Source organism: Paenibacillus sp. FSL W7-1332 (assembly GCF_037969785.1).
Classification (GTDB): Bacteria; Bacillota; Bacilli; order Paenibacillales; family Paenibacillaceae; genus Paenibacillus_AQ.
Genome location: NZ_CP150209.1, coordinates 7286068 through 7312164, shown reverse-complemented (window position 1 = coordinate 7312164; position 26097 = coordinate 7286068). Strand labels below are relative to the sequence as shown.

Sequence of the window (26097 nt, the reverse complement as noted above, 5' to 3'; positions counted from 1 at the left end):
GGGTTATGAATTTTGATATCAAGGAAGCCGTTGAGATTCTGGAGCGAACCCCCGTCACCTTGGAGCACATGTTATCCGGTTTATCGGATGGGTGGCTTAGGAGCCATGAAGGGGATGGCACCTGGAATGCCATGGAAGTGATTGAGCACCTAATCGAAGGTGAGCGGACCAATTGGATACCGCGGCTGGAGTTTATGCTGCAGGAAGGGGAGGGCAAGCCGTTTCCGCCCTTTGACCGTTACGCTCACTTAAACGAACCTGGAGGGGGATCTATCGATCAAAAGCTGCATGCATTTAAGGTTATCCGTGCTCAAAACCTGGTTAAACTAAAGGATCTAATGGAATCCGGGCCTAATCTCGAACGGACGGGCCTGCACCCGGCATTCGGTGTGGTGAAGTTGAGAGAGCTGCTGTCGACGTGGGTGGTGCACGATTTAACGCATACCTCTCAAATCGTGCGGGTGTTGGCCGAGCGTTACCGGAATGACGTGGGGCCTTGGATCGAGTATCTGGGAATCCTGAAGAGACGATAATATGATTGGCAGGCAAGCTCTTAAAACGACCGTATTAGGCACTCGAGGGAGTCTGATAGAAAATATTAAAAAGCCGATGATCCGCATTCGACTGCGATGATCGTCGGCTTTTTGCGGTAGGGGTGTGGTGACGCCAGGCGCATACCCCAGTAAGGATGCTGTCCAGGATAGCTTAGAAAAGGTTTTGAATGTTACCGCTTGTCGTCTTGCTGTCTCTCATTCAAATGCTCCGTCAGATACTTCACGATGCCATCCTCCGCGTCCTGAGAGTACTGCCAGACCATCGCTCCTCCGAGATTCTTACTCTGGATGTAGGCCACCTTCTCCTTCAAGGCTTCTTGATCCTCGTAACTGATGAAGGTATTGCCGTCATAGAGGTAGGCGGCCTTCGCTTTGTTGTCGTAATAACGCGTGAAGCCGTTTTTGTTCAGGTAGGCTTTCTCGATCTGCTTATAATTGAGGTTCACCTTGTCGATGTCGATGGGCGTTCCGGGAGCGAAGAGTCCGTCTTTGGTGCCCTTGGCTTCTTTCACGTTTTTCCAGCCGTACGAATAAGCAGGGACGCCAAGCAGCAGCTTCTGGCTGTCGATATCATGGTCCAGGTACATCGAGATAATTCCATCAATGGAATGCTTGGATTTCCCCTGGCTGTCCACATACAGATTGGAGTTAAAGCCGGTGGTGTCGGACCACTTGCCTGTCAGGTCGTAGGTCATGACGTTGATGTAATCCACGTATTTCTCCACTTTTTTGACCTCGACGTTTTGGAAATACCAGTCCTGGGTTCCGGAGGCAAACGTCAGCAGATATTTCTTGTTCTTGTGAGGCAGCCTGTACAGCTTCTCGCGCAGCTCCTTCATCAGACTGGTGAAATTCTTCGTATCCTCCGGGCGCGCTTTCTGCGTATTCCAGGCATGAAACGCCGGATACTCCCAGTCGATATCCACGCCGTCCAGATCCAGCTCCTTGACCAGATTGATGATGCTCTCGGTGAAGAGGTACCGGTTGCCGTCCAGCGAAGCGTCGGAGAAGCCGTCTGCACCGTAACCACCTATGGCCAGAACCATTTGGGTCTTCGGATTCGCCGCTTTCAACTGTTTGATGTTTTCTTTGATCTGGTTGTTGGTTGTGCTGTCTTCATGGAAATAGAGATCCGTTCCCTTAATCTTGGCAAAAGCGATAAACGCGATGTCCACGCCTTTCTCCGATAACTTGATGTGTCGGTAATCCTGCCAGGCCTCCACGTAGACTGCCGTGATTTTCCGGTCCTCCGCGGCGGAGATCTGATAGAAATAGAGACCCATACCGACAAGCAGCACCACAATGAATATTTTCGTATATATCGTTATCCGCATCGTCCTTTAACCCCGCCCGCCGAATAGAATGTAGGTTGCCGTCTTGCTTAGGTTCAGCACCTTGACGGTGATGTAGCTGATGGCGAAGATGATGGAGATATTCACGATCAGACTGAGGGAGGCTTCCAGAAACGTGGCCTCGACCTCGGTTCGGCCGGATAACATCATCTCGACCAGCAGGTGAATCAGATAGATGCTGAAGCTCGCCCGGGAGACCGAGCTGATCAATTTCTGGATTTTATGGTTCACTTGATTGCTGATTCGGGCTTCCTTCTCCTTAAAGAAGATAAACAAACCGACAGCCATGAAGAAGGTGGTGACGGAATAGTTGCCGTAGAACATCTCATCCAGGACACCGCTGCGCAGCGAGACAAAATAGGTGGCCACCGGCGTGATAAAAAACGAGATGATGCCCAGATTGTATAGAATGCTCTTGGTTTTGAGCGGCAGCTCAAAGTGGAAGAGATAGTACCCTAGGATAAAATAGCCGAGGAAGCCCATGAAGAACGGGATGTTCATGATCGGAATGTTGATGTATTGATCCGTTGCACGGAATACGGCATCCGAGATGAAGCGATAGGCGATACTGACGATGAACCAGAGGAGCAGATAATACCGGAGATCCTTCTCGCTGCAGGATTTGATGAATTTGTTCATCAGCGGCACCGTCATGTAGATGGCAATAATGGCGTACAGGAACCACAGATGCACATAATTCCGGTCGGTCAGCAGCCGATACCCGAAGTCAACAACGAACTCATAAGCATTCAGCTTGCTTCGCATTAAATAGTATTGATTGTACAAGCCATAGATGAGCGACCAGGTCAGAAGGGGAATGAGCAGCGGTACGACGCGCTTTGCATAGAACTCCCGGTAGGAGGTAATCTTCGTGCGCAGGATCATCGCCCCGCTGATCATGAAGAAAACCGGCACGGCGAAGCGGGATATGGAGTTGAACCCGTTGCTGATCCACCAGGAGGAGGAATGGAAATCATTCGTGCTGGTCAGTACCTCCGCTGTGTAGTGCAGGATGATGACGGCAACAATGGATAGAATTCTTAGGATATCGACATAGATAATTCTTTTATTGGGAACCATGCTGTTTCAGGCAGCCTCCTTCACCATAAGTTAATTCGATCCTGCGGCGATGTTCTGGCTGATGGCGGCCACGCCTTTGCGCTCCACGAAGCCCCAGCCTTCATCATTGTCAAAATATTTGAATGTCCCCGCAATGTTAATGTACAGCAGCAAATTTCGGTAGGTTAACAGCTCCGCTTGGCTGAACAAGAACATCTTCATATAATCGGAAAATGTATAGGTACTGCCATATTTACGGCATAAGTACAGGGCGATCATGATCTGTGCCGCATTCAGCAGCACGCTCATCAGCAGGAAGATGATGGCATGCAGGAGGTTTCCGCCAACGATCAGGGTCTGCCCCAGATAAAAAATCGTAGTAAACGCGGAGAGTGTCCCCAGCATAAATCCGTCAATCGCAAAGAACAGGCTCACGCTGACGCTGAATTTTCGGGACAGCCTGGACCAATAGATGAGGATGCAGTCAATAAAGGCCTTTTGCCAGCGGATGCGCTGCTTATAGAAGTTGGGTAGATTCTCCGGACATTCGGTGTAGCATACCGCTTCGGGAGCGTAGACGAGTTTTTTCTTCAACTGATTGGCTTTGATGTACTCGTGGATTTTCAGCGTAATGTCGATATCCTCCCCGACCGTGCTGCGGAAGCCGTCAACATGAACGAGAACGTCTTTATAGAAGGCGCCGAACGCGCCTGAAATCACCACGATGGAATTAAAATACGATTGCGTGAGTTTGCGGACGTAGAAGCCGTGCGTATAATTGATGATCTGGCTCTTGATGAGCCCTCTTCCGCGAAACTTCTCAACGATGGTCCCGTTCTTGTCCCGCACGGCGCCCTGTACAATTTTGACGGTGCCGCCCAGCGCAATGATGTCATCATCGTGAAAATATTGATTCACATACTTGAGCGAGTCGGCTTCCAGCATGCTGTCCGCATCCAGGGTGATGACGATATCGGAGGCGGCATGATCAATTCCGGCATTCAGCGAATCCGCTTTTCCGCCATTCATCTTATCGATAACGTAAATATGGCGGTATCGATTCGAGCGATAGAATCCTTTTATCGGCTTGTAGTTCAGCTTGCTGTCGGCCGATCTGGTACTCGGCTCCAAATCCAGAAGCTCGTCTAGGGCGGATAAGGTTCCGTCCTTGGAGCCGTCGTTGATGATCATGATCTCATAGTTAATGTAGCGCAAGCCCGCCATGGCATCTATGCAATTTCGAATCGTCAGCTCCTCGTTGTAAGCGGGGACGAGCACAGAGATTGATTTTTCGGCGAGATCGGGATTTAGCTTCTTCACCTTGCTGCACAGCAGCGGGATGAAGGTATACAGGGTTTGAAACACGAGAAATACGCCGGCTAATCCATAAAAAAAGTACTGCAAACTCCTCACTCCTCTCTTCTTCGTCTCTCTTTGTGATGAAGACCAGTATGGTGCGCCTACTCTATTGGACTTTAGATTAGGTATGCGCTTTTTCTATAACAAGCAATGTCAAGGGGGAAAATCTAGGTATTAAGGGATAATATAATCCAATTAAAACCTTTCATTCCATATAAACCCATATAACACTCTATGTAATAAACTATCGTAATGGACTCCTAAATGTAAAACCGCTCTATAGAGCAAGAAAACGAATACATAGATGCTTTTCGAGAGCAGTCTCTGTTTTGGTTCCACTTTCTATATTTTAGGCGGATAAAGCGATTTGGCAGGGGGTGCCCATGGATTCTGGAACAAGGATTCAGGGGTATTCGCACTAATAGGATTTCAAACATTGTAAAAAGCCATAACCAAGTTGAGCCTAGCTCGCGTGGTTATGGCTTCTAAAGGTTGTATCGCCCCGTGCTGCACCTGAGGGTTGTCTGGCACTTCTACATAAAGTCGTAAAAGTAACGGATGAAATGAAAAAAGATTGGTGAGGTATAGGTCAGGCTGTCGACCCGGCTCAGATAGCTTTTCTTCAAGGCATCGAACCGCCCGTCATCCCCGATTAACAAATCGCGCTTCAGCACCGAAACCGTCAAGCTGCCGAAGAATCCGGCGAGGCTGATCAGCATACCGGACAGAAGGCCAAACGTCGGGCTAAGCGGCGTCAGATAGGGATAGATGAGATAGGAGCTTGCGGTGGTTGCGATAAACGCGCAGGCAAAGCCTTCCCAGGTCAGATTCGGGTTCGAGGTGGGCACGATTCTCCTTCTCCCAAAATAGAGTGAAGCGATTGTGTGCACCACATCGTTTAGCTGCGTTAAGACGACGAGAAACAGCACCAGCCCTGCTCCATACTGAGGCGTGGCGAATTGGAAATAGGCCAGGTGGCTGAGACCGAACACCATGAGCATCAGACCCCATTGGGTGGAGCTGACGCTACGCATAAAGCCGACGGTGCCTTTGTTAATCAACCGCGGAAGCGGCAGCACCAGGAATACATAGATCGGAATAAACACGATAAACATCCCGTACCATTCGATGTAGATCCAATAGAATTGGACGGGTATGGTTAAATACGCCCATAGAAACAAACGACGATCGGCTTTTCGTGTTTTGATCATCGAGAAATATTCTTTGAGCGTAAAGAAGGTTAACACCATAAGGGATAGCAGGGAAACCACAGGATTCAGAAGCGTGGCCAAGCAGAAGATGACCAGCATGCCCCACCAGGTTTTGATGCGAAATCCGACTTCCGTATAGTCGATATTCGGCTGCGTCTTGCTCATCACATAATAGAGCAGCTGGATGACCGACAAGACGGAGAATATTAGAATTAAGGTTAAAAGCGAGCTGTCCATATGCCTATCATCACCAACTTATCACGGGTATCATTCTTGTTCTACTAAAGGAATCATATGTTATTATGAAGGAATAATTCAATACGGATAAGGGGAAATTTCGTAAATGGTAGAGGATCAATCGGTCTTTATATTGCTTACCAATACCGGAACGCTCTTTACGAAAGTCATTCAGGGCTACACGAGGGCGCCTTACAACCATGCTTCGATCTCCTTTAATCGGGAGCTGTCGGAGCTATATAGCTTCGGGAGAAAGAATCCGAACAATCCTCTGAACGGCGGGTTCGTGAAGGAGGATTTGAAGACGGGAACGTTCAGTAAATATCCCAACACGACGTGCGTCATCTATGAGCTTCAGGTATCGGAACGCGACATCGCGAAGATGAAGCGGGTTCTGCAGGCTTTTATCCGAAAGGACAAAAAGTATTTTTATAATATATTGGGCGTCCTGGGCATCGCGCTAAAGGAACCGATCGAATTCAGCAACTCCTACTTTTGTTCGCAATTCGTGGCGGAGATTCTGCAGCGGTCCGGAGTCAGGCTATGGGATAAGCTGCCGGCCTTGGTGACGCCGGACGATTTCCGTCAAAGCGAGCGCCTGCAACTGATCTATGAAGGGAAACTGAGCGAGTATGAGCCTTAGATACAACTGCGCCGGCAGGTTCGGCAACGACAATTACGACTCAGCTTGACAGACGTCCGTTCCAGTCCTGCAATCCCAGAGAACCCCGGTTTGCCTGCCCAGGTGAATGTGGGGTTATCTGTATTGCAAGTGCTCGCACGAGAGTATCGCCCATCTGGTTAGGCTGTTAGACAATAAATGCTGGCTAATAAGCGAGTGTTGCTATAAAATGGAATTAAAAATGAAATAAGGTTTCATCTAGTGGAACAATAATGTCATTGTCTGGATTTCACTTAGATCTTGGATGGGAGCGTGGTTAGGATGAACAGCAAGGAACGGTTTTCGAGTCGCGTCGATTCGTATACGAAGTATCGCCCGAGTTATCCGCAAGAGGTCATGGATTATTTGTTTGATACGGTAGGATTGGACGGCGAGATCGCCGATATTGGCGCCGGGACGGGGATTTTCTCGAAGCTGCTGCTGAAGCGGGGAAGTTGCGTGACCGCTGTGGAGCCGAATCAGGCGATGCGGGAAGCTGCCGAGTCGGACCTTGAAGGCGAACCCGGCTTTCGAATGGTCTCGGGTTCAGCCGAAGTGACGGGACTGCCTGATCAATCAGTGGATCATATCGTGAGCGCCCAGGCCTTTCATTGGTTTGACCGTGATGCCGCCCAAACGGAGTTCCGGCGGATCCTGAGACCGGGCGGAAAGGTTGCGCTGATATGGAATTCCAGGCTCACGCAGGGAACGCCGTTCCTGGAAGCGTATGAGCAGCTGCTCCTTACCTATGGCACCGATTATCAGGAAGTGGATCAGAAGAACATTTCGCGTGAAACGCTGGCTGCTTTTTTTCGGGGAGGGGACATGAGGGAGGCGAAGTTCTTCAATCGGCAGACATTTGATTACGAGGGATTGTGCGGCCGCTTGCACTCGTCATCTTACGCTCCGCTGCCGGGACATCCGAACCACGATCCAATGATGAACGAACTGCGCGCGATATTTGAACGGAATGAGCAGGCTGGCTGCGTGTTTTTTGATTATGAGACAAAGGTGTACTGGGGAGAGGTGTGAGCTGTCCTTCTTGCTCGGTTTCGCTGTTTGCAGAATAATAGAGCACCGGCTTTAATAATGGAACGGGAGGTACAGCAGCATGAACAAGACAGACCGGATGCTGGCTATCGTGCTTGAGCTGCAGCAGCGAAAGGTTGTTCGGGCTGAAGATTTGGCATCTATATTCGAGACGAGTGTCCGGACCATCTACCGGGATATTCAGGCCCTTAGCGAATCGGGCGTACCCGTGATGGGAGCTCCCGGGCAAGGATACTCATTAATGGAGGGATATTTCCTTCCGCCTGTCATGTTCACGGTGGAAGAGGCTGTGACTCTGCTCATTGGAACGGATTTCGTCGAACAACGCTTTGACCCGGAATATGGTCTGAAGGCTCGGACTTCGAGTAAGAAGATAGAGTCCATTCTGCCGGAGCCTGTCCGCGCAGATGCTTCGCGGGTTCGGAAGACCATGCGGCTGCTCTCACCGGGCAACAGGGTAAGTTTAGGAGAAGAGAAGGATTATGTTGAAATCGTTCGCCGAGCCATCCTGCAGGAGCGTAAGGTCGAATTCAATTATGTGAAAAAAATGCCCGATTCTAACGGCAACAGGAAGAGTTTTCGCTCGGCAGCTCCTTATGGTCTAGCGTTTCTCCAAGGCGCATGGACACTAATTGCATGGTGTGACCTGCGGCAGGGAATCCGCCATTTTAGGCTGTCCCGCATGAAGGAATTGAAGGTCCTTGAGGAGCGTTTTGAGATGCCGCCGAATTTTGACTTGGAAGACTATCGACCTTCGGATGACCGTAACCTGCGGGTGCAAGTTCTGGCAAATCCCGATATTGCGGATCGAGTTAAAGAATCCGACAACTATTACATGGAGACATTAGAAGAATGCGAGGACGGATTGCTTGTGAGCTTCCGCGTTCGCCGGCTGGAGGAGATCCTGCAGTGGGTGCTCGGCTGGGGATCGAATGTCGTCGTCCTTGAGCCGGAATCCTTCCGTGACCGGATCCGCGATGAAGCGGAAAAGATGTTAAAACGCTACTGACATGACGTTGTCAGTAGCGTTTTTGTATATTCGGTACAAAGACGATGTAAGGGAGTGGTTGATATGAATACAACGGAAGCATTGCAGCGGTTTGAAGAGACGGTGCAGGTGTATCTACAGGAGCTGGATGGTTTCAGCATGGAGGAATTAAAGTACAGACAAGCAGAGGACGAGTGGTCGATCGGGCAAATGTATCAGCACTTGATTCAATCCGCGTTATCCATGCATCTGCGAAATATTGAGTTATGTTTAAACCCGATTGAGGATGCAGCAGTCTCTTCAGCGGGAAAAACGGAAGTAGGTATGGCGATATTCGAACAGGGCAGTTTCCCTCCCATCCGTATTCAGGTTCCGCCGTCTCCTCAATATACCCCGGAGCAGCCTGCAACGAAAGAGCAGTTGATTCGAGGTTTGGATACTGTCGTCCAACGAATGAGACAAACCGAGCCAATGCTTGGAGAGGCATCCCTGCAGCATACCGTTCCCCATCCGAGTTTCGGAGGATTGCATGCCCTAGAGTGGTTTTTGCTCATCGAGATGCATTATCGGCATCATGTCCGGCAGCTAGAGCGGTTGAAACAAGCCTTGGAGCAGCAGCGTGTATGATGGAACGTCAGGTCGTGGACTATCAGGATGTGTTGGAGCAATTAAAAGAGCGGACCCGTTATTAGATTGGAGTAGTATCGGAATCGCATGTGAAATTGGGGGAATGCCTTTCGTTATGGGCATTTCGAGATCAAACGAGAGGATTTTCTGATGATTGCGGAGGCAATGTTGAACAACTCGGTTTGAAAACGGCTCGCCCCGGGTACTGGTACTACGAGTGCATCAATGAGTAGAAAGGAGCGGATGACCGTGGAGGTACATGTCAGATCATTTTTCGTGAAGGACGATGGAGAGGTTCCCAATAATCCCGATCTGCCGGTCATTGTGTACAATGGAGTATTCGCGGATGACCCGAGCGGCTTGGAGGCTGCCTTTAACCGGCATCATTGGAGCGGGAGCTGGGCAGGCGGCGTATACGATTACCATCATTATCACAGCAACACGCACGAAGTCCTGGGTGTGCGGTCCGGAAGCGCGACCGTCCTGGTGGGCGGCGATGCGGGAGAACGGCTGGAGCTTGCCACAGGCGATGTGATTGTCTTGCCGGCAGGCACTGCACATATGAAACTCACCAGCACCCCTGATTTTGAAGTGATTGGTGCCTATCCCGAAGGGAATACGCCGAATATGAGGGAGCGGAACCCGACGGATCGGGCGCAGGCGATCAACGAAATCCGAAGCGTGCCTGTACCGGATATGGACCCTGTCTTTGGAGAGGAAGGGCCACTTCTGCATAAATGGGTGAAATAAAAGAATGAATCGCCATATAGGGAAAGAGGAAGAGGCTTACCAGATGGGCATGAATGGCTCCCACCATTAGAACCGCAAATAGAGAAGCAGCGTAGAGCTTGTTCTCTGGAATCCAGAATGCTGAAATTGTAATGGCAACCGTGCCCATGCTATCGTAAAGGTTAGAAGGTCAAGTTGCAGGTCTTCTCATTATTGCTAGCGGAGGTGCAGTTTATGAAAGCGTTGTTTATTGGAGGAACCGGAACGATCAGCTCGGCGATTACGAAGCAGCTGCTGGAACAGGGATGCGAGCTATACCTGCTCAACCGAGGGAACCGAAACGACACATTGCCCGAGGGCGCACATATTTTGCAGGCCGATATTCATGACGAAGACCAAGTGGCGAAACTTATTGAGCCGCTCGATTTTGATATTGTGGCCGACTTTATAGCCTTCGAACCGGCCCATCTGGAGAGAGATTATCGTCTGTTCAATGGAAAAACCAAGCAGTTTATATTCATCAGCTCCGCTTCCGCTTATCAGACGCCACTATCCGATTATCGCATTACGGAAGGTACGCCTTTATCCAATCCATACTGGGCCTATTCCAGAAATAAAATCGCTTGCGAAGATTATCTGATGAAGCAGTATCGGGAACATGGCTTCCCGGTAACTATCGTAAGGCCTAGCCATACGTATGATGAGCGGTCCATTCCACTCGGCGTGCACGGCAGCCAAGGAAGCTGGCAGGTTGTGAAGCGGATGCTGGAGAATAAACCGGTCATTATTCACGGGGATGGGACGTCTCTGTGGACGTTGACGCACAACAGCGATTTTGCAAAAGGATTCATCGGTCTGATGGGCAACATTCATGCCATCGGGGAGTCGGTGCATATTACCTCTGACGAGTCGCTCACCTGGAATCAGATCTACCAAATCATTGCGGATGCCCTGGGCGTACAGCTGAATGCGGTGCACGTGTCTTCGGAATTCTTGGATGCAACCAGCACGCAGGACTTTAGAGGTTCATTGTTGGGGGACAAAGCGAATACCGTTGTGTTTGATAATGCCAAGCTCAAGCGGCTTGTCCCTGAATTCGTGGCAACCACCCGGGCGGATCAAGGAATCAGGCAAACGGTGAACTATATCTTGTCCCATCCAGAACATCAACGGGAAGATGAAGAGTTTGATGTGTGGTGTGACAAGGTTGTTTCTGCGTTGGAGAAGGCGAAGTCGATCATAACGGGGTAGGTGGGTTTTGGAAGAGGACGAATGGAATATATAAGAGAGGGCACCCGATCCGGGTGCCCTTGAATCGATTCTGGCTATGGCCCAGCAAAGTGATGATATGGACGGCTTCCTGGAGGGAATGGTTCATATGTTCTTCTACGGTGTCTGCGGAAAGGCTTAATCCTCGGTAACCGAAGTATGGGTATTGGCCAGCATAGGTTTCTAATATAGGGTATAGTTAGTATAAAACGAATGGAGAATACGAAACGATGCCTACTTTGCCGAATTGCCCGAAATGTAATTCAGAATATACATATGAGGATGGAAACCTCCTGGTTTGCCCGGAATGCGCTCATGAATGGACCTTGGAGTCCGAAGGAAAGCATGATGCAGATACGAAGGTCATCAAAGACGCGAACGGCAATGTGCTGGCTGACGGCGATTCTGTAACGGTAATCAAAGATCTTAAAGTAAAAGGCAACTCCTCTGTATTGAAAATCGGCACAAAGGTGAAAAATATACGTTTAGTCGATGGCGATCACGATATCGATTGCAAAATCGACGGATTCGGAGCTATGAAATTGAAATCGGAATTTGTTAAAAAGATATAATGTGCATATCGAATATCATCGTGTATATATGGTAACAACAACCCTCCAAACCTGGAGGGTTGTTCTCATCTAACCAAGGCACGCGTCTTACATTTGGTGCACAACATGCACAAATTAAGTACCCCGACTTACCCGTGCCGATGATTCCATTATGTTACAATGGTAGGATGGGGTTGCCTCAAATAGGAGTCTCCCGCAATACGTGAAGAAAGCAGGTGCAGCGTGGATATTATACTGTTTGCGGTCATTATTTTCGTGGCGTCCATTCTTCAGACCAGCACCGGATTTGGGTTCTCTATCCTGGCTACGCCGTTTCTGCTGCTCTTATTCCAGCCTAACGAGGCTATTCAGATTAATTTAATTCTTTCTCTTGTCATCTCGGCTGCCCTAATCGCGAGGATACGCAAGGACATCGACTATGGCATCCTCAAGCGATTGGTGATCGGAAGTGCGGCAGGACTCCCGCTCGGCATCGTTATTTTTTTCTTTATCGATATTCGTTATCTGAAGTTAGGCGTTAGTCTGATCATATTGGCATTAACCGTCATGCTGATGCTAAAATTCAGAATCCGTCAGAGCCATGGCAGGGATCTGGCGGTAGGGGGGCTCTCAGGCTCTCTAACGACCAGCATTGGAATGCCGGGTCCGCCCCTGCTGTTATATTTCTCGGGCACCGACACGCAGAAGGCAAAGCTCAGAGGGACGACACTCGCCTTCTATTTGTTCATCTATTCCCTGAGTTTGATCATTCAGGTGATCGTGGCGGGAACGAGCAAGACCGTCTGGGTATCGAGCGGAATTGCGCTTCCCCTGGTGTTCGTCGGGCTGTTGATCGGACAGCGACTATTCATTGTCATTAACCAGAGAGTATTCCAGATATTCACCTATATCATTTTGATCTTTACGGGTGTGTATATGCTCATCGAGAGTCTGTAAAGAGATCAAAGATTGCAGCGACGACGGATTATTTCACGGTTGGTTCTAGCAGCGTCTCCGCGAGCAGAGGAAACAGGTTATCAAAAGCATGCGTATTCCCATCAAACACATACCCTCCCGGATAAGCGGGATCTTGGCCTCGGAATTGGATCATTCGATCATGCAGCTCCCGAGCCCAAGGGAGGTCATTCGTTTTTGACGCCAGGATAATAGCCAGTCCGTAGACGGCAGGTGACTCATATGCCGCGTCAGGCTTTCTTGTCTTCCGGTTGTAGCGCCCTGCCAGCTGCTGATTCTTCTGGAATTCTCCCTTCAAGAATTGTATGAGCTCCTTCGGCGGATGATCCATCTCCGCCAGATGGATGCCAACGATCAGCTGGTCGATTAGATTGACCGATGCGTCATACTCATATTGACCGGAGCGAATTTGATAGGTTTTGGGATAGAAGATGCCGTCAGAAGGCATGTGGGAGAGCAGGTCCTGATACTGTTTATACTCCTGACGGGACAGGATTCCGTTATTCTGCATTTCGCGCAGTGCCGATATGTCAGCGTAGACCAGGCTTAACACGGCTGCCGATGCATTCCGTTCAAAATCATGATAATCCACGAAATATCCTTGGGTTTGGGCAGGTGCTTGCAATGATGAGCCGATCTCCTTCGCCAATTGAAGGTATTCGTCCCGGTCCCAGAGTTTGTACGCCTTCAGCAGGGCATCGAGGATTCGGAGATCATCGCCCAGGGCATTGGTCGTTACCTCGGATTGACCGTCTGGTCTGAGCTTCCACCGGATATAAGTTTCCTGACCCTTATGGAGGAAGTAGGTTGCAAGAAGCTGGGCGCTATCATCGAACCGGGCTCGATCGCCGGATAAGACAGCATACTGCATCCAAAGTCCGAGCGACTCGGATAACGCTTCTCTACCGGCAACGATGTCCGGGTTCTGAGAAGAAGCGGGCTTGAGATAGGTAGCAATGGTACCGTTATCGTTGGTCATATGCTCTTCAATAAACGCTGCTGTCACGTCGGGGTTCTCCTTGCTATGGATGATAGCGTAGGCGATGAAGACGACGCCGATTAGAGCAAGAATGGCGATGATCGCAAGAATGGCCTTCTTGCGGGAAATCCGGGTTATCATAGGTTCACCTCGAACATACTATTCTACGCTTGCGTTCCTAAAGCCTTTAAGAAGACCGAACGAATAAATTTAGCTTCTGAGGCCCCATCGTTCGTTTATCCATAAAAAATGCCGTATCCGATGTTTGCAGAACAACGGATACGGCATTCTCTTAAAGGATAGGTTCGCTATTGCAAACTGACGATCGTGAGTCCCTGATCCTGCAGGTGCTTAATAATCTTCGGCAAGGCGTCCACAACCGCCTGCGATTCATGCAGGAGGATGATGGAGCCGGAAGCTTCGATGTGCTGGACATACCCGAGGATTTTATCCTCGTCGCGGGTCAGCCAATCCTCGGGATCCCGGTTCCAGAGCACCATCTTACTGCCTTGCTGTTGGCTTAACGCCTCGGTCCGATCGTCAAAGGCACCGTAGGGCGGACGGAAGAGTACCAGCTTCTCGTCGGTAATATGCTCGATGAGGTCGGACACGCGGGTCAACTCTGCCTGCTGCTGTTCATAGGTAAGGCTTGTCAGCTGGCTATGAGTCATGGAATGGCTGCCGACAGAGTATCCGTTCGCATGGATGGCCCTGACATAGTCGGGATGTTTTTTTACATTGGTGCCAACAAAGAAGAACGTTCCGCCAACCTCGTGTTTTTTTAAGACATTCATAATATCGATAGAGTGCTTGGATGGCCCATCATCAAATGTAAGGGCTACATACCCTTTGGGCAGGCTAAACGAGATGAACTCCTCCAGCTCCAGCTGTGGAATGGAAGCAGAGGGTTTGTTATCCTTCGGTTTACTCTCCTTCGGTCTGCTCTCCGCTGCTTCCTCCTTTGAGGCTGCCACGGGTTTCGCGATGATGGCGCTCCGGTTCTCGGCAAGCAATTGGATAACGGTCTCTGCTTCCGCAGTGGCCGTTACTGCAGAATAAGGCTTAATGTCACCGGGATACGAGTAATTAAATGAACTTAATAATACAACAAAAATCAAGCTCATCATGATGGCGCTTACCAGCTTAAGCGGAAGATGGCGCCGTTTCCTTGCGAAACGATTGGTTTTCAGGTCCCCTTCGGCGGCTGGCATCTCTTCGGGCTGATCCGCTTCGGATCGATGCGTGGAGAGGAAAGGCAGCGTATGCAAGTCATCTGCATGCCGGATCTTCTTGATTGACTCTAATTCGTTCCTGAACGGAACGGAGCAGGCAAATGAAAACCGCTCACTATGTTCACGATATGTACGCGTAATGGAACCTATGTATTGCTGTTTGTTTGCATCCCATGCGGTATGTAAGGATATTCGGTGTTTATGAACCCCATCGAACTCCGTCACGGCTGCTATATTCGCTATGGTCTCGTTATCGGTTAACCATAATGGCTCCGCCGATTCTATTAGGGATAGCTTGATTCGTAGACCGAATGTTTCGGTATCCCTCTCGATCGCCAGCAGCTCTATGATTCTGCCGTAGGATTCTGACATGATGGCCCCCCTTTCTCTAGCTGTTCATGCGGGTAAGATTATTCCGATGGTGTATTGGAAGCCGTGGTTTTCGGTGAGAAGGAGAAGGACATCTTCTCGGTAAAATCATTGATGGTCTGCATCAGCTTGGCTTTATCATCCAGGATATTCTGGTATTGCTCCGCGTACTTCTGGTTGGCAATCTCCAGCTCCCGGACCTTCTCTTCAAGCGAGTTGATCTTGAGCATGTTCTGATATTGGGTGTTGTTAGACTCCTCATAGAGCTTGTTGTACTTGGCGGTCTCGGTTTCGAGCTGATTGGAGAGCTTCTCATACGCCAGGTTCGACGTTAACTGGTATTCCTTGTAATCCTCCAGCAGCTGATCGTAGGCCATCTGTTTGTTCGTCAGCACGTTCTCGAGTTCGCGGATTTCCTTGTTCTTCTCCTGAACCAGCTGATCTCTTTTGATCTGCTCATGCTTATACCGGTTGATCGTCTCGTTCGCGGTAAAGAGCTGATCCTCCAGGCCTCTATTCTTATAGGCCAGCAGCTGCCGTTCCTTCAGCATGTTCTCGATCGAAACAATGACATCAAGGCCGATCTTGTCCTGATTATCCTTGGAGAATAGAGGTTTGTTTCCTTCTGCAGCGGGCAGTTCTGGCTCCGCGGAATAAGCCGCCTCTTCTTCTGCCGTTGCAGCAATATCCTCTTGTTCGGTACTGTTCTTCTCGGGCTGGTTCTGGTTCGAGCGGGCACTCTTAAACCACGCCATTCCTTTTTTCTCTGTTTCCCTGGCCAAAATATCAACTCCTATATATTCAATGATTCTAGTATGAAATTAGGCTAAAAGACCCCTATTAATAATAATCGGTAAAAACGTCCCAAAAACTTTGCCCTACACCACGTGAAAATAAAAAAAGCCCCGCAGCGGGGCGGAGGGGCTTTCCCTTCGATTATTCATTCTTCTTGATGGTCAGCTCCGGGGCGATAACGTCGACCCGATTCGTCCAAATGCCGCCGCTGTAGTCTTCCGGCAGTCGCTCCAAATCCGATACGGAGTCGAACCCTTCCGACCAGCCGCCATCCCCGGCGACGAGGATGACCCGTGTATTGATGCTGTCCATCCGGTTCAGGAATTTATCCGGCCATCCCCACAAGTAACGGGCGTATTTCTCCGGGATATGCAGCTGGGTGTTGCGGCAGACCGATGGGAGGTAACCGCTCCAGCCGGCTCCGGCGTAGGATGCCAGACAGCTCTTCAGCGTGCCCATCGACATGACGCGTAGGGAGGGGAGCTGTGATTTTAATGCTTGGATCGGTTCGTCATCCCCATATACGGTCAGCTGGCTGAGACGCTTCATCGGCAGTCCGGACAGATACTCTGCCAGGAGTTTTCCCTCTTCGGGGTCGGTGCTTTTGATATGGATCAGGAATGAACCGTCAGGAAATGCCTCCAATACCTCGTCTAACGACGGAATCAGCCCGATTCCTTTTCCCCGAAAAGGATATGTGGCTCCCTGATCGGCGGTGTAACCATACCCGATGTCTATGTTTTTTAGCTGCTCCATGGTATAATCCTTGACCGAGCCCTCCACGTTGGTGCGGCATTCCAGGGTCCAGTCGTGGAACACGGCGAACTGTCCGTCCTTGGTTGGCTTGATATCCAGCTCGACGATATCGGCGCCTGCTTCGAATGCGGCTTTCATGGACGGGATGGTGTTCTCCAGGTAAGCATGCTCCGGCACATAGATGCGGGAGGCGGTGCAAGTGTCAGCTTGAATGCCTTCCATCGAGAAGGTTTGGCCAAGCCCCCGATGCGCCAGCAGCAGCGGCTCGGCGTCACGGTCTTTGGTGAACAGGGATGTATTATTAACAAACAGAAATACAAACAACACGAGAAAAAACAGTATGATTTTCTTCCATCTTTTTAGTTTTCGCATGATCCAATCCCCCAAAATCGTATACAATATGCAGTAGTAGATTTATATTTATCTCTATCTAAGTTCTCTATATTAAATCCTTCTTCCATAAATCTTAGTGATTTTGGGCGCATACTCAATAGCTGGATCATAACAATTGCATAATAGCGAACTGATAAACACAATGAGCAGCATATAAGAACGGGAGGGAGCATGATGGACAAATCCTCCTTTTTGATGGTGGAGCGGGGGAATCCCTACGAACGTGGGGACGTTATAGCTTTGACCAAACCCATAACGGTGCTTGGCCGCAAGGGCCAGCATTTTGATCCGGATATCGCGTTTGATAATATCTTTGTGTCCCGGCGGCATGCAGCGCTGCTGTATCGAAACGGGAAGTTCAGCATTAAGGATCTGAACAGCAAGCATGGTACCTTCGTCAATCAGGAACTGTTGGCTCCCCATGACGAAATTCCCCTCCAGCATGGAGATACCATTGTACTCGCTGGAGATCTGATCGTGTTGTCCTTCTCCATCCTCAGCATGGATGAGACGATGGACATTACACCGCTTATCAAACAGCTGGCTGCAGTCGAGGCTTCAGGCGGGCTTAGGTTGAATCCGTTCAAGCAGGAGCTGGTATACGGCGAGGATGTGTACGCTTTTTCGGAAAAAGAGTACAAATGCATGGAGCTGCTGATCAACCACCAAGGGCAGTTTGTGTCCAAGGATCAGCTCAAGGCATACGTTTGGCCCGAGCGAAGCTACGGAACGGATGAAGTGCCCGATGTGAGCTCGGAGGAGTTGAATGCACTGATTTATCGGGTCCGTAAGAAGACGAGAGACGTTCTGGACATTGAGAGCATCCGTGGAAAAGGTTATATTTTGCAGACGCAAGCCGATGGCTAAACGTGATTGTGAGAGCTCAAATGAAACAAAGATGAATACACACCAGACAAGCTCTTCCTCATGGGCAGGAAGGGCTTTCTTCATTGTGCATTGCATTTTATAGAGCGGATGAGAGGGGATTGGCAATCGTTATCGAAGTTGTAAAGCGTGGAAGTTTCGAAACGACAATCGGAAAGGGATGAACAGGGGAGCATGAACAATGAGCATGGACAGCATAACAGCATTGCGGTCAACCAGCTAGGCTATCGCAGCCAGGATGCCAAGGTTGCCGTCATTGCCGGTCAGGGTGGATGGTTTCATATCGTCCATGCGTTGAATGGCGAGGTGGTTTGGCAGGGCCATACATCACCCGCCATCGAGGATGTGGCCAGCGGGCAGACGGTAAGCCGGGGGGATTTCACCGCATGGGCAGTGCCCGGCACGTATCGAATTGAGACGGAATATGGGCAAGCGTCGATGCCTTTTGTCATAGCTGACGAGGTATACGAGGATGCGCACCGCGCATTGTTGAAAGCGTTTTATTATTTCCGCTGCGGGACGAAACTGGATGAGCTGCATGCCGGACCCTGGCAACACGGAGCCTGTCATCTTACGCCCGCCATCGTCCATGGAGACGAATCGCGGCAGGTGGATGTCTGGGGAGGATGGCATGATGCCGGTGACTATGGCAAGTATGTCGTTCCCGGTGCCAAAGCGGTAGCCGACCTGCTGCTGGCTTTTGAGTTTTATCCAGAGGCGTTCTCGCAGCAGCTGCCACTGCCGGAAAGCGACGGCCGCATGCCGGATGTGCTTCATGAATGCCGGTATGAGCTGGAATGGATGCAGCGTTTGCAGGAGGAGGAATCGGGAGGTGTGTTCCATAAACTCACGACCCTGCGGTTTCCGGCGGGAGATGTTATGCCGGAGGACGATACTGCTCCGCTGTATCTGTCACCGATCTCTGCAACGGCAACCGGTTGTTTTGCCGGAGTCATGGCGATGTCATCGCGGATCTATTCCCCCTATGATGAAGCCTTCGCCGCAAGCTGTCTGCAGGCAGCAGAACGTGCTTGGACATGGCTGGAGGCGCATCCCAACATGCCGGGATTCCGCAATCCGCCAGATATCGCTACAGGTGAATACGGCGACGGCCAGGATGCGGATGAACGGTACTGGGCCGCGGCAGAGTTATACCGCGCAACGGGCGAGGCGCGGTACCATGAGGCTTTTCAAGCATTAGCCAGGCAGGACTCATTCGGGAAATACGAATTGGGTTGGGCGGACATGGGCGGCTATGGAACCTTCGCCTATCTGATGTCGGAGCGGGAAGAGGAGCCCGCACTGGCACGGGAACTGATGGCGGGTCTGCTTCAGCGTGCGGATGAACTTGCCGCTGTCAGTGATCGGGACGGTTATGGGATCTCGCTGCTGCCGGATCAATATATTTGGGGCAGCAATATGGTGGTATTGAATCACGCGATGCTTCTGCTGGTGGCGGGAAGACTGTCAGGTTCCGAAGATTATGATCGGCATGTTCACGAGCATATCCACTATGTGTTCGGGGCTAACGTCACGGGGATGAGTTATGTGACCGGGTATGGGACAAAGCCCATCCTGCACCCCCATCATCGTCCTTCCGAAGGCGATGGCGTGGAGGAGCCGGTGCCGGGCCTCGTCTCCGGCGGACCGAACAAGGGGCTTCACGATGACTATGCGCGTGAGCACTTGGCAGGCAAGGCGCCCGCAGCATCTTTTGCCGATGTGATGGAGAGCTATTCTACCAACGAGGTGGCCATCTATTGGAACTCGCCGGCTGTGTTCGTGTTATCTCATTTTGTATAGAAGAATAAAGGATGCTGAAGCAAAAGAAGCGCCGAGAGATGCTCGACGTTTCTTTTTTGTATCGGCCGTTCATGGCTAGCGTCTTGATCGCCCCTTCACCAGCGGATGCAGCATCGTGGCAACAATGCCTGAGATGATGCCAACCACCGTACCCGTCACGACGCTGCTGATGAAGGCGAAGGCTCTGGTCAGAAAGCTGCCCGCTGTTGCGGGTAGATCCGCCAGATTGCCGCCCAGAGCGGGCGGCGTTTCGAATGTCACATTCCACAAGAGCTGATGGGTAATGCCCAAGAGCAATCCATAGACGGCGCCGATGACCATTAAGGGAACAAAAGGATGTTTAACGCTATGCCGCTTACCAAGAACATAAAGAATCCAGACGATCGGGGGAATAAAGACAAGCAGCCGATTGATGAACCCGTGGGGATCAACCCATTGTAAATCATGGGCAATGACACGGGGTACACCGAGCAAAGCTAACAGCATGATAGTGAACATCGATAGTCCGATGTGGTTTCTTGCTTGTGTGTTCATTTGGTGGGAAAACCTCCATCGTTTAATTTCGGATTCACGATGTTATCCGTTATGAGGTTTAGTTTACCGAAGGATTGTTGTGAACTTATGACGGAGATGTACGTGACCCGTGAAATTACCACGCTTCGGCTTGAAAGTTTGGAATATTGAGGATCAATGGACAGGCTTGCCCTACGAATGAAACCGCGGTGCGGCGGTATTTTCATAAAAACGACATGATCCTTTTAAAAGTTGTCAACAATATTCTTGACGAAACCCGCTTTTCCTTTCGTTGAGCCTTTTGCCAGGCTGACTTAACATAGAGATGTCAGATGAAAGCGACAGACAACTACATTCCGTTTTATTTTCAAATATGACTAGGAGGTCTATACGATGTCCAACGAGACAAATACAAACGCTTCCAAAGGCATTCGCGTAAGGGTACAGCAGCTCGGCCGTCTCCTTAGCGGTATGGTGATGCCGAATATCGGTGCGTTTATTGCTTGGGGTCTGATTACGGCTCTGTTCATCCCGACCGGTTGGTTCCCGAATGAGAATCTGGGAGCGCTGGTTGACCCGATGATCAAGTACCTGCTCCCGCTCTTGATCGGTTACACGGGCGGGCAGATGATCCATGGCAAGCGCGGTGCGGTGATCGGTGCGGTTACCACGGTCGGCGTTATCGTCGGGGCGGAGATTCCGATGTTCCTCGGCGCGATGATCGTCGGTCCGCTGGCTGCATGGGTATTAAAGCAGTTCGACAAGCTGATAGAAGGCAAAATCAAATCCGGCTTCGAAATGTTGGTCAATAACTTCTCGCTCGGGATCATTGGCGGCGCGCTGACATTGGTTGCATACACCGGAATCGGGCCGCTTGTACAAGGGATTACCCAAGCGTTGTCAGCCGGTGTTGACGTATTGGTCAATGCGAATCTGCTGCCGCTGGTCAACATTATCGTTGAGCCTGCAAAAGTATTGTTCCTTAACAATGCGATCAACCACGGGATCTTCAGTCCGATCGCCACAGAGGAGTCGGCGCGGATCGGTCAATCGGTCCTGTATATGCTGGAGTCGAATCCAGGCCCGGGACTGGGCATTCTTCTCGCCTATTGGTTCTTCGGACGCGGCTCTGCCAAGTCTTCCGCACCGGGGGCAGTTGTCATTCACTTCCTGGGCGGTATTCATGAGATCTACTTCCCGTATATTCTGATGAAGCCGGTTCTGATCTTGGCTGCCATCGCGGGTGGCGTTGCCGGAACATTCACCTTCCAGATTCTTGGAGCCGGTTTGGTGGGCCCAGCGTCGCCGGGCAGCATCATTGCTTACTTCGCCATGGCGCCTAAAGGCGGCTTGATATCGGTCCTGGCCGGTGTTCTTGTTGCAACGATTGTCTCCTTTGCTGTAGCGGCATTACTGCTCAAAACAGGCAAAAAGACCGACGAAGAGCCGAATCTTGAAGAAGCTTCCGCCAAGATGAGAGAAATGAAAACCGGCGGCATGAATGATCAGGTCGCTCCTGCTTCGGCGGCTGTAGCTAATCTGGACAAAGAGAATGTGAACAAAATCGTGTTTGCTTGCGATGCCGGCATGGGCTCCAGTGCGATGGGCGCTTCGGTATTAAGAAAGAAATTGCAGCAGGCGGGCGTCGATATTACGGTTGTGAACTCGGCGGTAAGTGAAATACCGGATGACGCGGATATCGTCATTACCCAGAAGACACTCACCGAGCGGGCCATCGCGAAGAATCCGAACGCGGAGCATATCTCCATCGACAACTTCTTGAAGAGTCCGAGATATGATGAGCTGGTGGAACGACTCAAAGACTAACATAAGCCTAAAACCATATGACACGCTGGCGTAGCAACGCCGGCGTTGTCTTTCATTTCATGAAGAAGGGGGCCATGCGTCTGAGACACATCACTGCCCGCCAACGACAAATCCTTCTGCTCCTGATGAGCAGGAACGAGGGCATGACGGCTGCAGAAATAGCCGCTGAGGTCGGGGTCAGCGTCAGGACGGTTCACCGGGAAATGGAGGAGATTGAGAAGGAATTGCAGGGCACAGGCGTTCTGCTTCATAAAAAGTCGGGCACGGGCATCCGGCTGGAAGAGGAGACGCCTGAGGACATGGCTCAGCTGCGGAAACGCCTGCTTACAGGGAAGCCGGCCGATTATTCCGTGGAGGAGCGCAAAATCCTCATGCTCTGCGCCCTGCTTGAGGCGAATGAGCCCGTCAAACTGTTTGCTTTGGCCCATAGTTTAAAGGTCACCGTGCCGACCATCAGTAATGACCTGGATGAGCTGGAGCCATGGATGAAGCGGTTTAACCTAACCCTAATTCGCCGGAGAGGCTATGGTATCGAGATTGAAGGATCGGAAGGCGTAAGGCGGTCGGCGATTTGTCGGCTTGTCGAGGAATATTTGGATTACTCCGATCTTGTCGGGGATGGATATCGTGATCATAATGAGCCGGTGACCGCACGTCTGCTCTCCATGATTGATAAACCAGTGCTGCTGGATGTAGAGAAATGTTTATGGGATATGAACTGGGAATGGACGGAGGAGCTTAGCGAAGGTGCATATACCGCGATGATCATAGCGTTATCGGTTTCCGTAAACAGGATCAAGCAGGGGCGGAGCATTGAGACAACGGATATTACGGCATATGGTAAATCCTCCTCGTCGGTGGAGGAGGCACAGGATTTTGCGAGTCGTCTAGGCCAAATCTTGAAGATAGATATTCACGATCCTGAAATGAAATATATTGCTCATTTATTCGAATCAGCGAAGGACATGTCCGAGATCAGCGAACTGGCTCACACGGATGTAGAGATGGTGGAAATCGCTCAGCGTCTTATCGAACGGGTTCAGGGGCGCACAGGCATTCCGTTCCAGGAAGACCGCACGCTGCGGGCAGGTCTGGTGGAGCACATCGGGGCTGCCATGAAACGGATTCGGGAAGGGACCCGGATCCGGAATCCCTTGCTGAGCCCGATTCGGAAGGATTATGAGGAGCTGTTCGGAATCGTCCGTCGTTCAGTTGATGACATGAAGCTGGACATGATTGTCCCGGATGAAGAAATCGGGTTTCTGGTTATGCATTTCGGTGCTTCCAGCGAACGGCTGAACCAGCTGGGACATCATCTGAAGGCCATCCTGGTATGTTCCAGCGGTCTTAGCTCCTCTAGGCTTCTCGGGACCCGGCTGAATAAGGAGATGCCGCAGATTGAGGTGCTCGGCAACGTCTCGTGGTATGAAGCGGCCCGGATACCGAAGGAGCAATATGACCTTATTATTTCGACTATTGATCTTCCGCTGCCGAAGGATCGGTATGTGAGATTAAGTCCGCTGCTCACGGCGGATGATAAAGAGGCGCTGCTGCAATTTATCCAGAGCACATCCCTGAAACCGGCTGCGGGCATGGCTGCCAGTAAGCGCATCGAGGAAGAGCGTAAGGTTGCATCATTCGAGCGTCTGCGCATGCAGGCAGCCCTGATGAACGAGATTGTTTCGCTACTGGATGGCTTTCATGTGTACCACCTGGATAATCGGCAGGATGATTTGCAGGGCACCTTGAGCGAAGCTTTGACTAAGGTGGTTGAGCGCGGGGCTGTTCGTGATGCGGAGAAGGTGAAGGAGCGTTTGCTTGAGCGCGAACGGATGGGCACCCAGCTCATTCCGGATACGACGCTGGCCTTGTTCCATACGCGCAGCCGCCATATTACCTGGCCGTCGCTAACCTTGTTCCGGCTGACGCATCGAGCGCCGCTGGAGGACGGGGCGGAGGCGGGTGTCATACTGCTGATGCTGGCACCGAAGCAGCTTCCGAAGGAGAGCTTGGAGGTGCTCAGTGAAATTAGCGCCATGCTGCTTCACTCCGAGCTGATTGAGCTGATGGAGCGGGGCAGCGAGGAAGAAATCCGATCCTATTTAGCAGAAGAGCTTCAGCATTTTTTCAATCACAGACCATAGAAAGAAGGAGACCAACATGAGTAACATACTGTCCAAAGATAAAGTCGTACTGAACGCAAAGGCTGATAGCAAGAGCGAAGCCATCCGCATGGCGGGGAATCTGCTAGTGCAGGCAGGCCATGTATCCGAAGATTACGTAGATAAAATGCTGGAACGCGAAGAGATTGCCTCCACTTATATGGGCGGAGGACTCGCGATTCCCCACGGCACCAAAGAGGCTAAAGGCATGGTAATCTCAACGGGACTGTCCATCGTTCGCTTCCCGGAAGGGGTAGATTTCGGAGGAGATGAGCCGGCGTTTATTGTCATTGGTATCGCGGCTGCCGGTGGTGACCACATGGAGATTCTGACGAATGTGGCCATGATCTTCACGGACGACGAGAGCATTGAGAAGGTGATGAACGCTTCCAGCGAAGAGGAGATTCTGGCCATCTTCGAAGGAGGAATGGGCGCATGAAAGCAGTCCATTTTGGAGCAGGGAACATCGGACGCGGTTTTATAGGGCTCTTGCTGTCACAAGCCGGTTACGAGGTTTGTTTTATCGACGTGAACGAAGAGTTGGTGTCGGAGCTGAAAGCGCGCGGGGAGTATCCCGTAACCTTGGCCAGCGAAGGACAGGAGACCACGATCGTTAAAGGCATCACGGCACTCCATAGCGCCTCGGAGCCGGAAGCTGCTGCACGTGCAGTAGCGGAAGCGGATCTCGTGACAACAGCGGTAGGCGTGAACATTCTGAAGTTCATCGCCGATACCATTGCCGAGGGGCTGAAGCTCCGGTTGCAAGCGGAGTCGGCCGCCCCCCTTCATATTATTGCATGCGAGAATGCCATCGGCGGCAGCACGCAGCTGAAAGAGCTCGTCTATGGGAAGCTTGATGATGAGACGAAGCAGAAGGTTGATCAGCGGGTTGCTTTTCCGGATGCGGCCGTAGACCGGATTGTGCCGCTGCAGCAGCATGAGGACCGTCTGAAGGTCGTGGTGGAGCCGTTCTATGAGTGGGCGGTGGACCGCTCGCAGATGTTTAAGGACTATATCCCTGTGGAGGGCATTCACTATGTGGATCGCCTGGAACCGTATATTGAACGGAAGCTGTTCACGGTAAATACCGGACACTGCTCAGCAGCGTACGTGGGCTTTCTTAAGGGCTACGAGACGATCCAGGACGCCATGAAGGACGAAGAGGTAGCGAGTCATGTCCGCGCGGTACTGGAGGAGACGGGAGCTGCGCTCGTGCATAAACACGGCTTCAATCCTTCCGAGCATGGAGCTTATATCGATACCATTCTGGAGCGGTTCCGCAATCCGGCGCTGACCGACGAGGTGTCCCGCGTCGGCCGCTCCCCGATCCGGAAGCTGTCCCCGGGCGACCGCCTGGTGTCACCAGCCATGCTGGCTTTCGAAAGCGGGCTTGCGTACAAGAGCTTGGCGAAATCCATGGCAGCGGCTCTAATGTTCGATGTTCCGGAAGATCCGGAGAGTGTGGAGCTGCAAGCATCCGTCCGGGATATCGGTGCAAGCGACACGGCTTCCCAATATACCGGCATTGCCGGTGAGCATCCGATCATGGGTGAGCTGATGGAGCAGTATGATGCGTTGAAGGCTGATATCGAAGCGGGTTCGTAAGGTATTGGCGGTGAATATCATAGCCGACGGATGCATGTGCCGATAGGCTACGGCATTCCATCTACCTTGCATAGCCCCTGGTTCTCCTTACGGAGAAATCAGGGGCTATTATGGTTCTCTTTAGGGTATATAACGATCTTGATTTGTTCAAAATAA

Annotated in this window: 24 protein-coding genes; 15 read left to right on the top strand and 9 right to left on the bottom strand. The window is 51.0% G+C overall.

Annotation, left to right across the window (positions count from 1 at the left end; genetic code table 11):
* Nucleotides 1-5 precede the first annotated feature (5 nt).
* The gene (locus tag MKX98_RS33215) at nucleotides 6-533 is read left to right on the top strand and encodes a DinB family protein (protein ID WP_339220620.1); all 528 of its coding nucleotides are present in this window, start codon (nucleotides 6-8) and stop codon (nucleotides 531-533) included.
* Between the two features lie 191 nt (nucleotides 534-724).
* On the opposite strand, the gene MKX98_RS33210 is transcribed toward MKX98_RS33215, so the two are convergent.
* The 4 genes from MKX98_RS33210 to MKX98_RS33195 form a co-directional block, all read right to left on the bottom strand.
* Complete coding sequence (locus tag MKX98_RS33210; protein WP_339220618.1) at nucleotides 725-1888, bottom strand: glycosyl hydrolase family 18 protein; 1164 nt, start codon at nucleotides 1886-1888, stop codon at nucleotides 725-727.
* Between the two features lie 6 nt (nucleotides 1889-1894).
* Nucleotides 1895-2986 carry an acyltransferase family protein gene (locus tag MKX98_RS33205; RefSeq protein ID WP_339220616.1) on the bottom strand — a complete coding sequence of 364 codons (1092 nt, stop codon included), beginning with the start codon at nucleotides 2984-2986 and terminating at the stop codon, nucleotides 1895-1897.
* A gap of 30 nt (nucleotides 2987-3016) precedes the next feature.
* On the bottom strand, nucleotides 3017-4369 hold the full coding sequence (locus tag MKX98_RS33200) for a glycosyltransferase (protein WP_339220614.1): 1353 nt from the start codon (nucleotides 4367-4369) through the stop codon (nucleotides 3017-3019).
* A 488-nt stretch (nucleotides 4370-4857) separates the two neighbouring features.
* Entirely contained in the window at nucleotides 4858-5772 is a 915-nt protein-coding gene (locus MKX98_RS33195) for a phosphatidate cytidylyltransferase (RefSeq protein ID WP_194540161.1), read from the bottom strand.
* Nucleotides 5773-5878: 106 nt separating this feature from the next.
* On the opposite strand from MKX98_RS33195, the gene MKX98_RS33190 reads away from it, so the two are divergent.
* The 8 genes from MKX98_RS33190 to MKX98_RS33155 all read left to right on the top strand — a co-directional run bounded on the left by MKX98_RS33190 (nucleotide 5879) and on the right by MKX98_RS33155 (nucleotide 12604).
* Nucleotides 5879-6415: a hypothetical protein gene (locus MKX98_RS33190; RefSeq protein ID WP_071220582.1), complete on the top strand. Its 537-nt coding sequence runs from the start codon at nucleotides 5879-5881 to the stop codon at nucleotides 6413-6415.
* A 300-nt stretch (nucleotides 6416-6715) separates the two neighbouring features.
* Entirely contained in the window at nucleotides 6716-7465 is a 750-nt protein-coding gene (locus MKX98_RS33185) for a class I SAM-dependent methyltransferase (RefSeq protein WP_220687138.1), read from the top strand.
* Between the two features lie 79 nt (nucleotides 7466-7544).
* Entirely contained in the window at nucleotides 7545-8492 is a 948-nt protein-coding gene (locus tag MKX98_RS33180) for a YafY family protein (RefSeq protein ID WP_194540159.1), read from the top strand.
* Between the two features lie 63 nt (nucleotides 8493-8555).
* Nucleotides 8556-9098 carry a DinB family protein gene (locus tag MKX98_RS33175; RefSeq protein WP_339220610.1) on the top strand — a complete coding sequence of 181 codons (543 nt, stop codon included), beginning with the start codon at nucleotides 8556-8558 and terminating at the stop codon, nucleotides 9096-9098.
* Nucleotides 9099-9347: 249 nt separating this feature from the next.
* A complete protein-coding gene (locus tag MKX98_RS33170) occupies nucleotides 9348-9848 on the top strand; it encodes a cupin domain-containing protein (RefSeq protein WP_083397623.1) in 501 nt (166 codons plus the stop codon).
* A 213-nt stretch (nucleotides 9849-10061) separates the two neighbouring features.
* Nucleotides 10062-11078, top strand: coding sequence for an SDR family oxidoreductase (locus MKX98_RS33165; protein ID WP_194540154.1), 1017 nt, complete (start codon nucleotides 10062-10064; stop codon nucleotides 11076-11078).
* Between the two features lie 248 nt (nucleotides 11079-11326).
* A complete protein-coding gene (locus MKX98_RS33160; RefSeq protein ID WP_339220607.1) occupies nucleotides 11327-11668 on the top strand; it encodes a zinc ribbon domain-containing protein YjdM in 342 nt (113 codons plus the stop codon).
* A 222-nt stretch (nucleotides 11669-11890) separates the two neighbouring features.
* Nucleotides 11891-12604, top strand: coding sequence for a sulfite exporter TauE/SafE family protein (locus tag MKX98_RS33155; protein WP_339220605.1), 714 nt, complete (start codon nucleotides 11891-11893; stop codon nucleotides 12602-12604).
* Between the two features lie 28 nt (nucleotides 12605-12632).
* Here MKX98_RS33155 and MKX98_RS33150 read toward each other — a convergent pair whose 3' ends face one another.
* From MKX98_RS33150 to MKX98_RS33135, 4 genes are all read right to left on the bottom strand, one after another.
* Nucleotides 12633-13742 carry a glycosyl hydrolase family 8 gene (locus MKX98_RS33150; RefSeq protein WP_339220604.1) on the bottom strand — a complete coding sequence of 370 codons (1110 nt, stop codon included), beginning with the start codon at nucleotides 13740-13742 and terminating at the stop codon, nucleotides 12633-12635.
* Between the two features lie 167 nt (nucleotides 13743-13909).
* A complete protein-coding gene (locus tag MKX98_RS33145; RefSeq protein WP_339220602.1) occupies nucleotides 13910-15205 on the bottom strand; it encodes a polysaccharide deacetylase family protein in 1296 nt (431 codons plus the stop codon).
* A gap of 38 nt (nucleotides 15206-15243) precedes the next feature.
* On the bottom strand, nucleotides 15244-15984 hold the full coding sequence (locus tag MKX98_RS33140) for a hypothetical protein (RefSeq protein ID WP_194540147.1): 741 nt from the start codon (nucleotides 15982-15984) through the stop codon (nucleotides 15244-15246).
* Between the two features lie 154 nt (nucleotides 15985-16138).
* Nucleotides 16139-17125 (bottom strand): glycerophosphodiester phosphodiesterase family protein, encoded by a 987-nt coding sequence (locus tag MKX98_RS33135; protein WP_220687145.1) that lies wholly within the window; start codon nucleotides 17123-17125, stop codon nucleotides 16139-16141.
* A gap of 192 nt (nucleotides 17126-17317) precedes the next feature.
* On the opposite strand from MKX98_RS33135, the gene MKX98_RS33130 reads away from it, so the two are divergent.
* Both MKX98_RS33130 and MKX98_RS33125 read left to right on the top strand, forming a co-directional pair.
* Complete coding sequence (locus MKX98_RS33130) at nucleotides 17318-18013, top strand: FHA domain-containing protein (RefSeq protein ID WP_339220599.1); 696 nt, start codon at nucleotides 17318-17320, stop codon at nucleotides 18011-18013.
* A gap of 147 nt (nucleotides 18014-18160) precedes the next feature.
* The gene (locus tag MKX98_RS33125) at nucleotides 18161-19834 is read left to right on the top strand and encodes a glycoside hydrolase family 9 protein (protein ID WP_339220597.1); all 1674 of its coding nucleotides are present in this window, start codon (nucleotides 18161-18163) and stop codon (nucleotides 19832-19834) included.
* A 75-nt stretch (nucleotides 19835-19909) separates the two neighbouring features.
* Here MKX98_RS33125 and MKX98_RS33120 read toward each other — a convergent pair whose 3' ends face one another.
* Nucleotides 19910-20368, bottom strand: a complete 459-nt coding sequence (locus MKX98_RS33120; RefSeq protein WP_194540145.1) for a hypothetical protein — start codon at nucleotides 20366-20368, stop codon at nucleotides 19910-19912.
* A gap of 372 nt (nucleotides 20369-20740) precedes the next feature.
* On the opposite strand from MKX98_RS33120, the gene MKX98_RS33115 reads away from it, so the two are divergent.
* From MKX98_RS33115 to MKX98_RS33100, 4 genes are all read left to right on the top strand, one after another.
* Nucleotides 20741-22174, top strand: a complete 1434-nt coding sequence (locus MKX98_RS33115) for a PTS mannitol transporter subunit IICB (RefSeq protein WP_339220595.1) — start codon at nucleotides 20741-20743, stop codon at nucleotides 22172-22174.
* Between the two features lie 74 nt (nucleotides 22175-22248).
* Nucleotides 22249-24318, top strand: coding sequence for a BglG family transcription antiterminator (locus tag MKX98_RS33110; RefSeq protein ID WP_339224648.1), 2070 nt, complete (start codon nucleotides 22249-22251; stop codon nucleotides 24316-24318).
* A gap of 16 nt (nucleotides 24319-24334) precedes the next feature.
* Nucleotides 24335-24775 carry a PTS sugar transporter subunit IIA gene (locus MKX98_RS33105; RefSeq protein WP_071220559.1) on the top strand — a complete coding sequence of 147 codons (441 nt, stop codon included), beginning with the start codon at nucleotides 24335-24337 and terminating at the stop codon, nucleotides 24773-24775.
* Nucleotides 24772-25941 carry a mannitol-1-phosphate 5-dehydrogenase gene (locus MKX98_RS33100; RefSeq protein ID WP_339220593.1) on the top strand — a complete coding sequence of 390 codons (1170 nt, stop codon included), beginning with the start codon at nucleotides 24772-24774 and terminating at the stop codon, nucleotides 25939-25941. The genes MKX98_RS33105 and MKX98_RS33100 overlap by 4 nt, the downstream gene beginning before the upstream one ends.
* Nucleotides 25942-26097 lie beyond the last annotated feature (156 nt).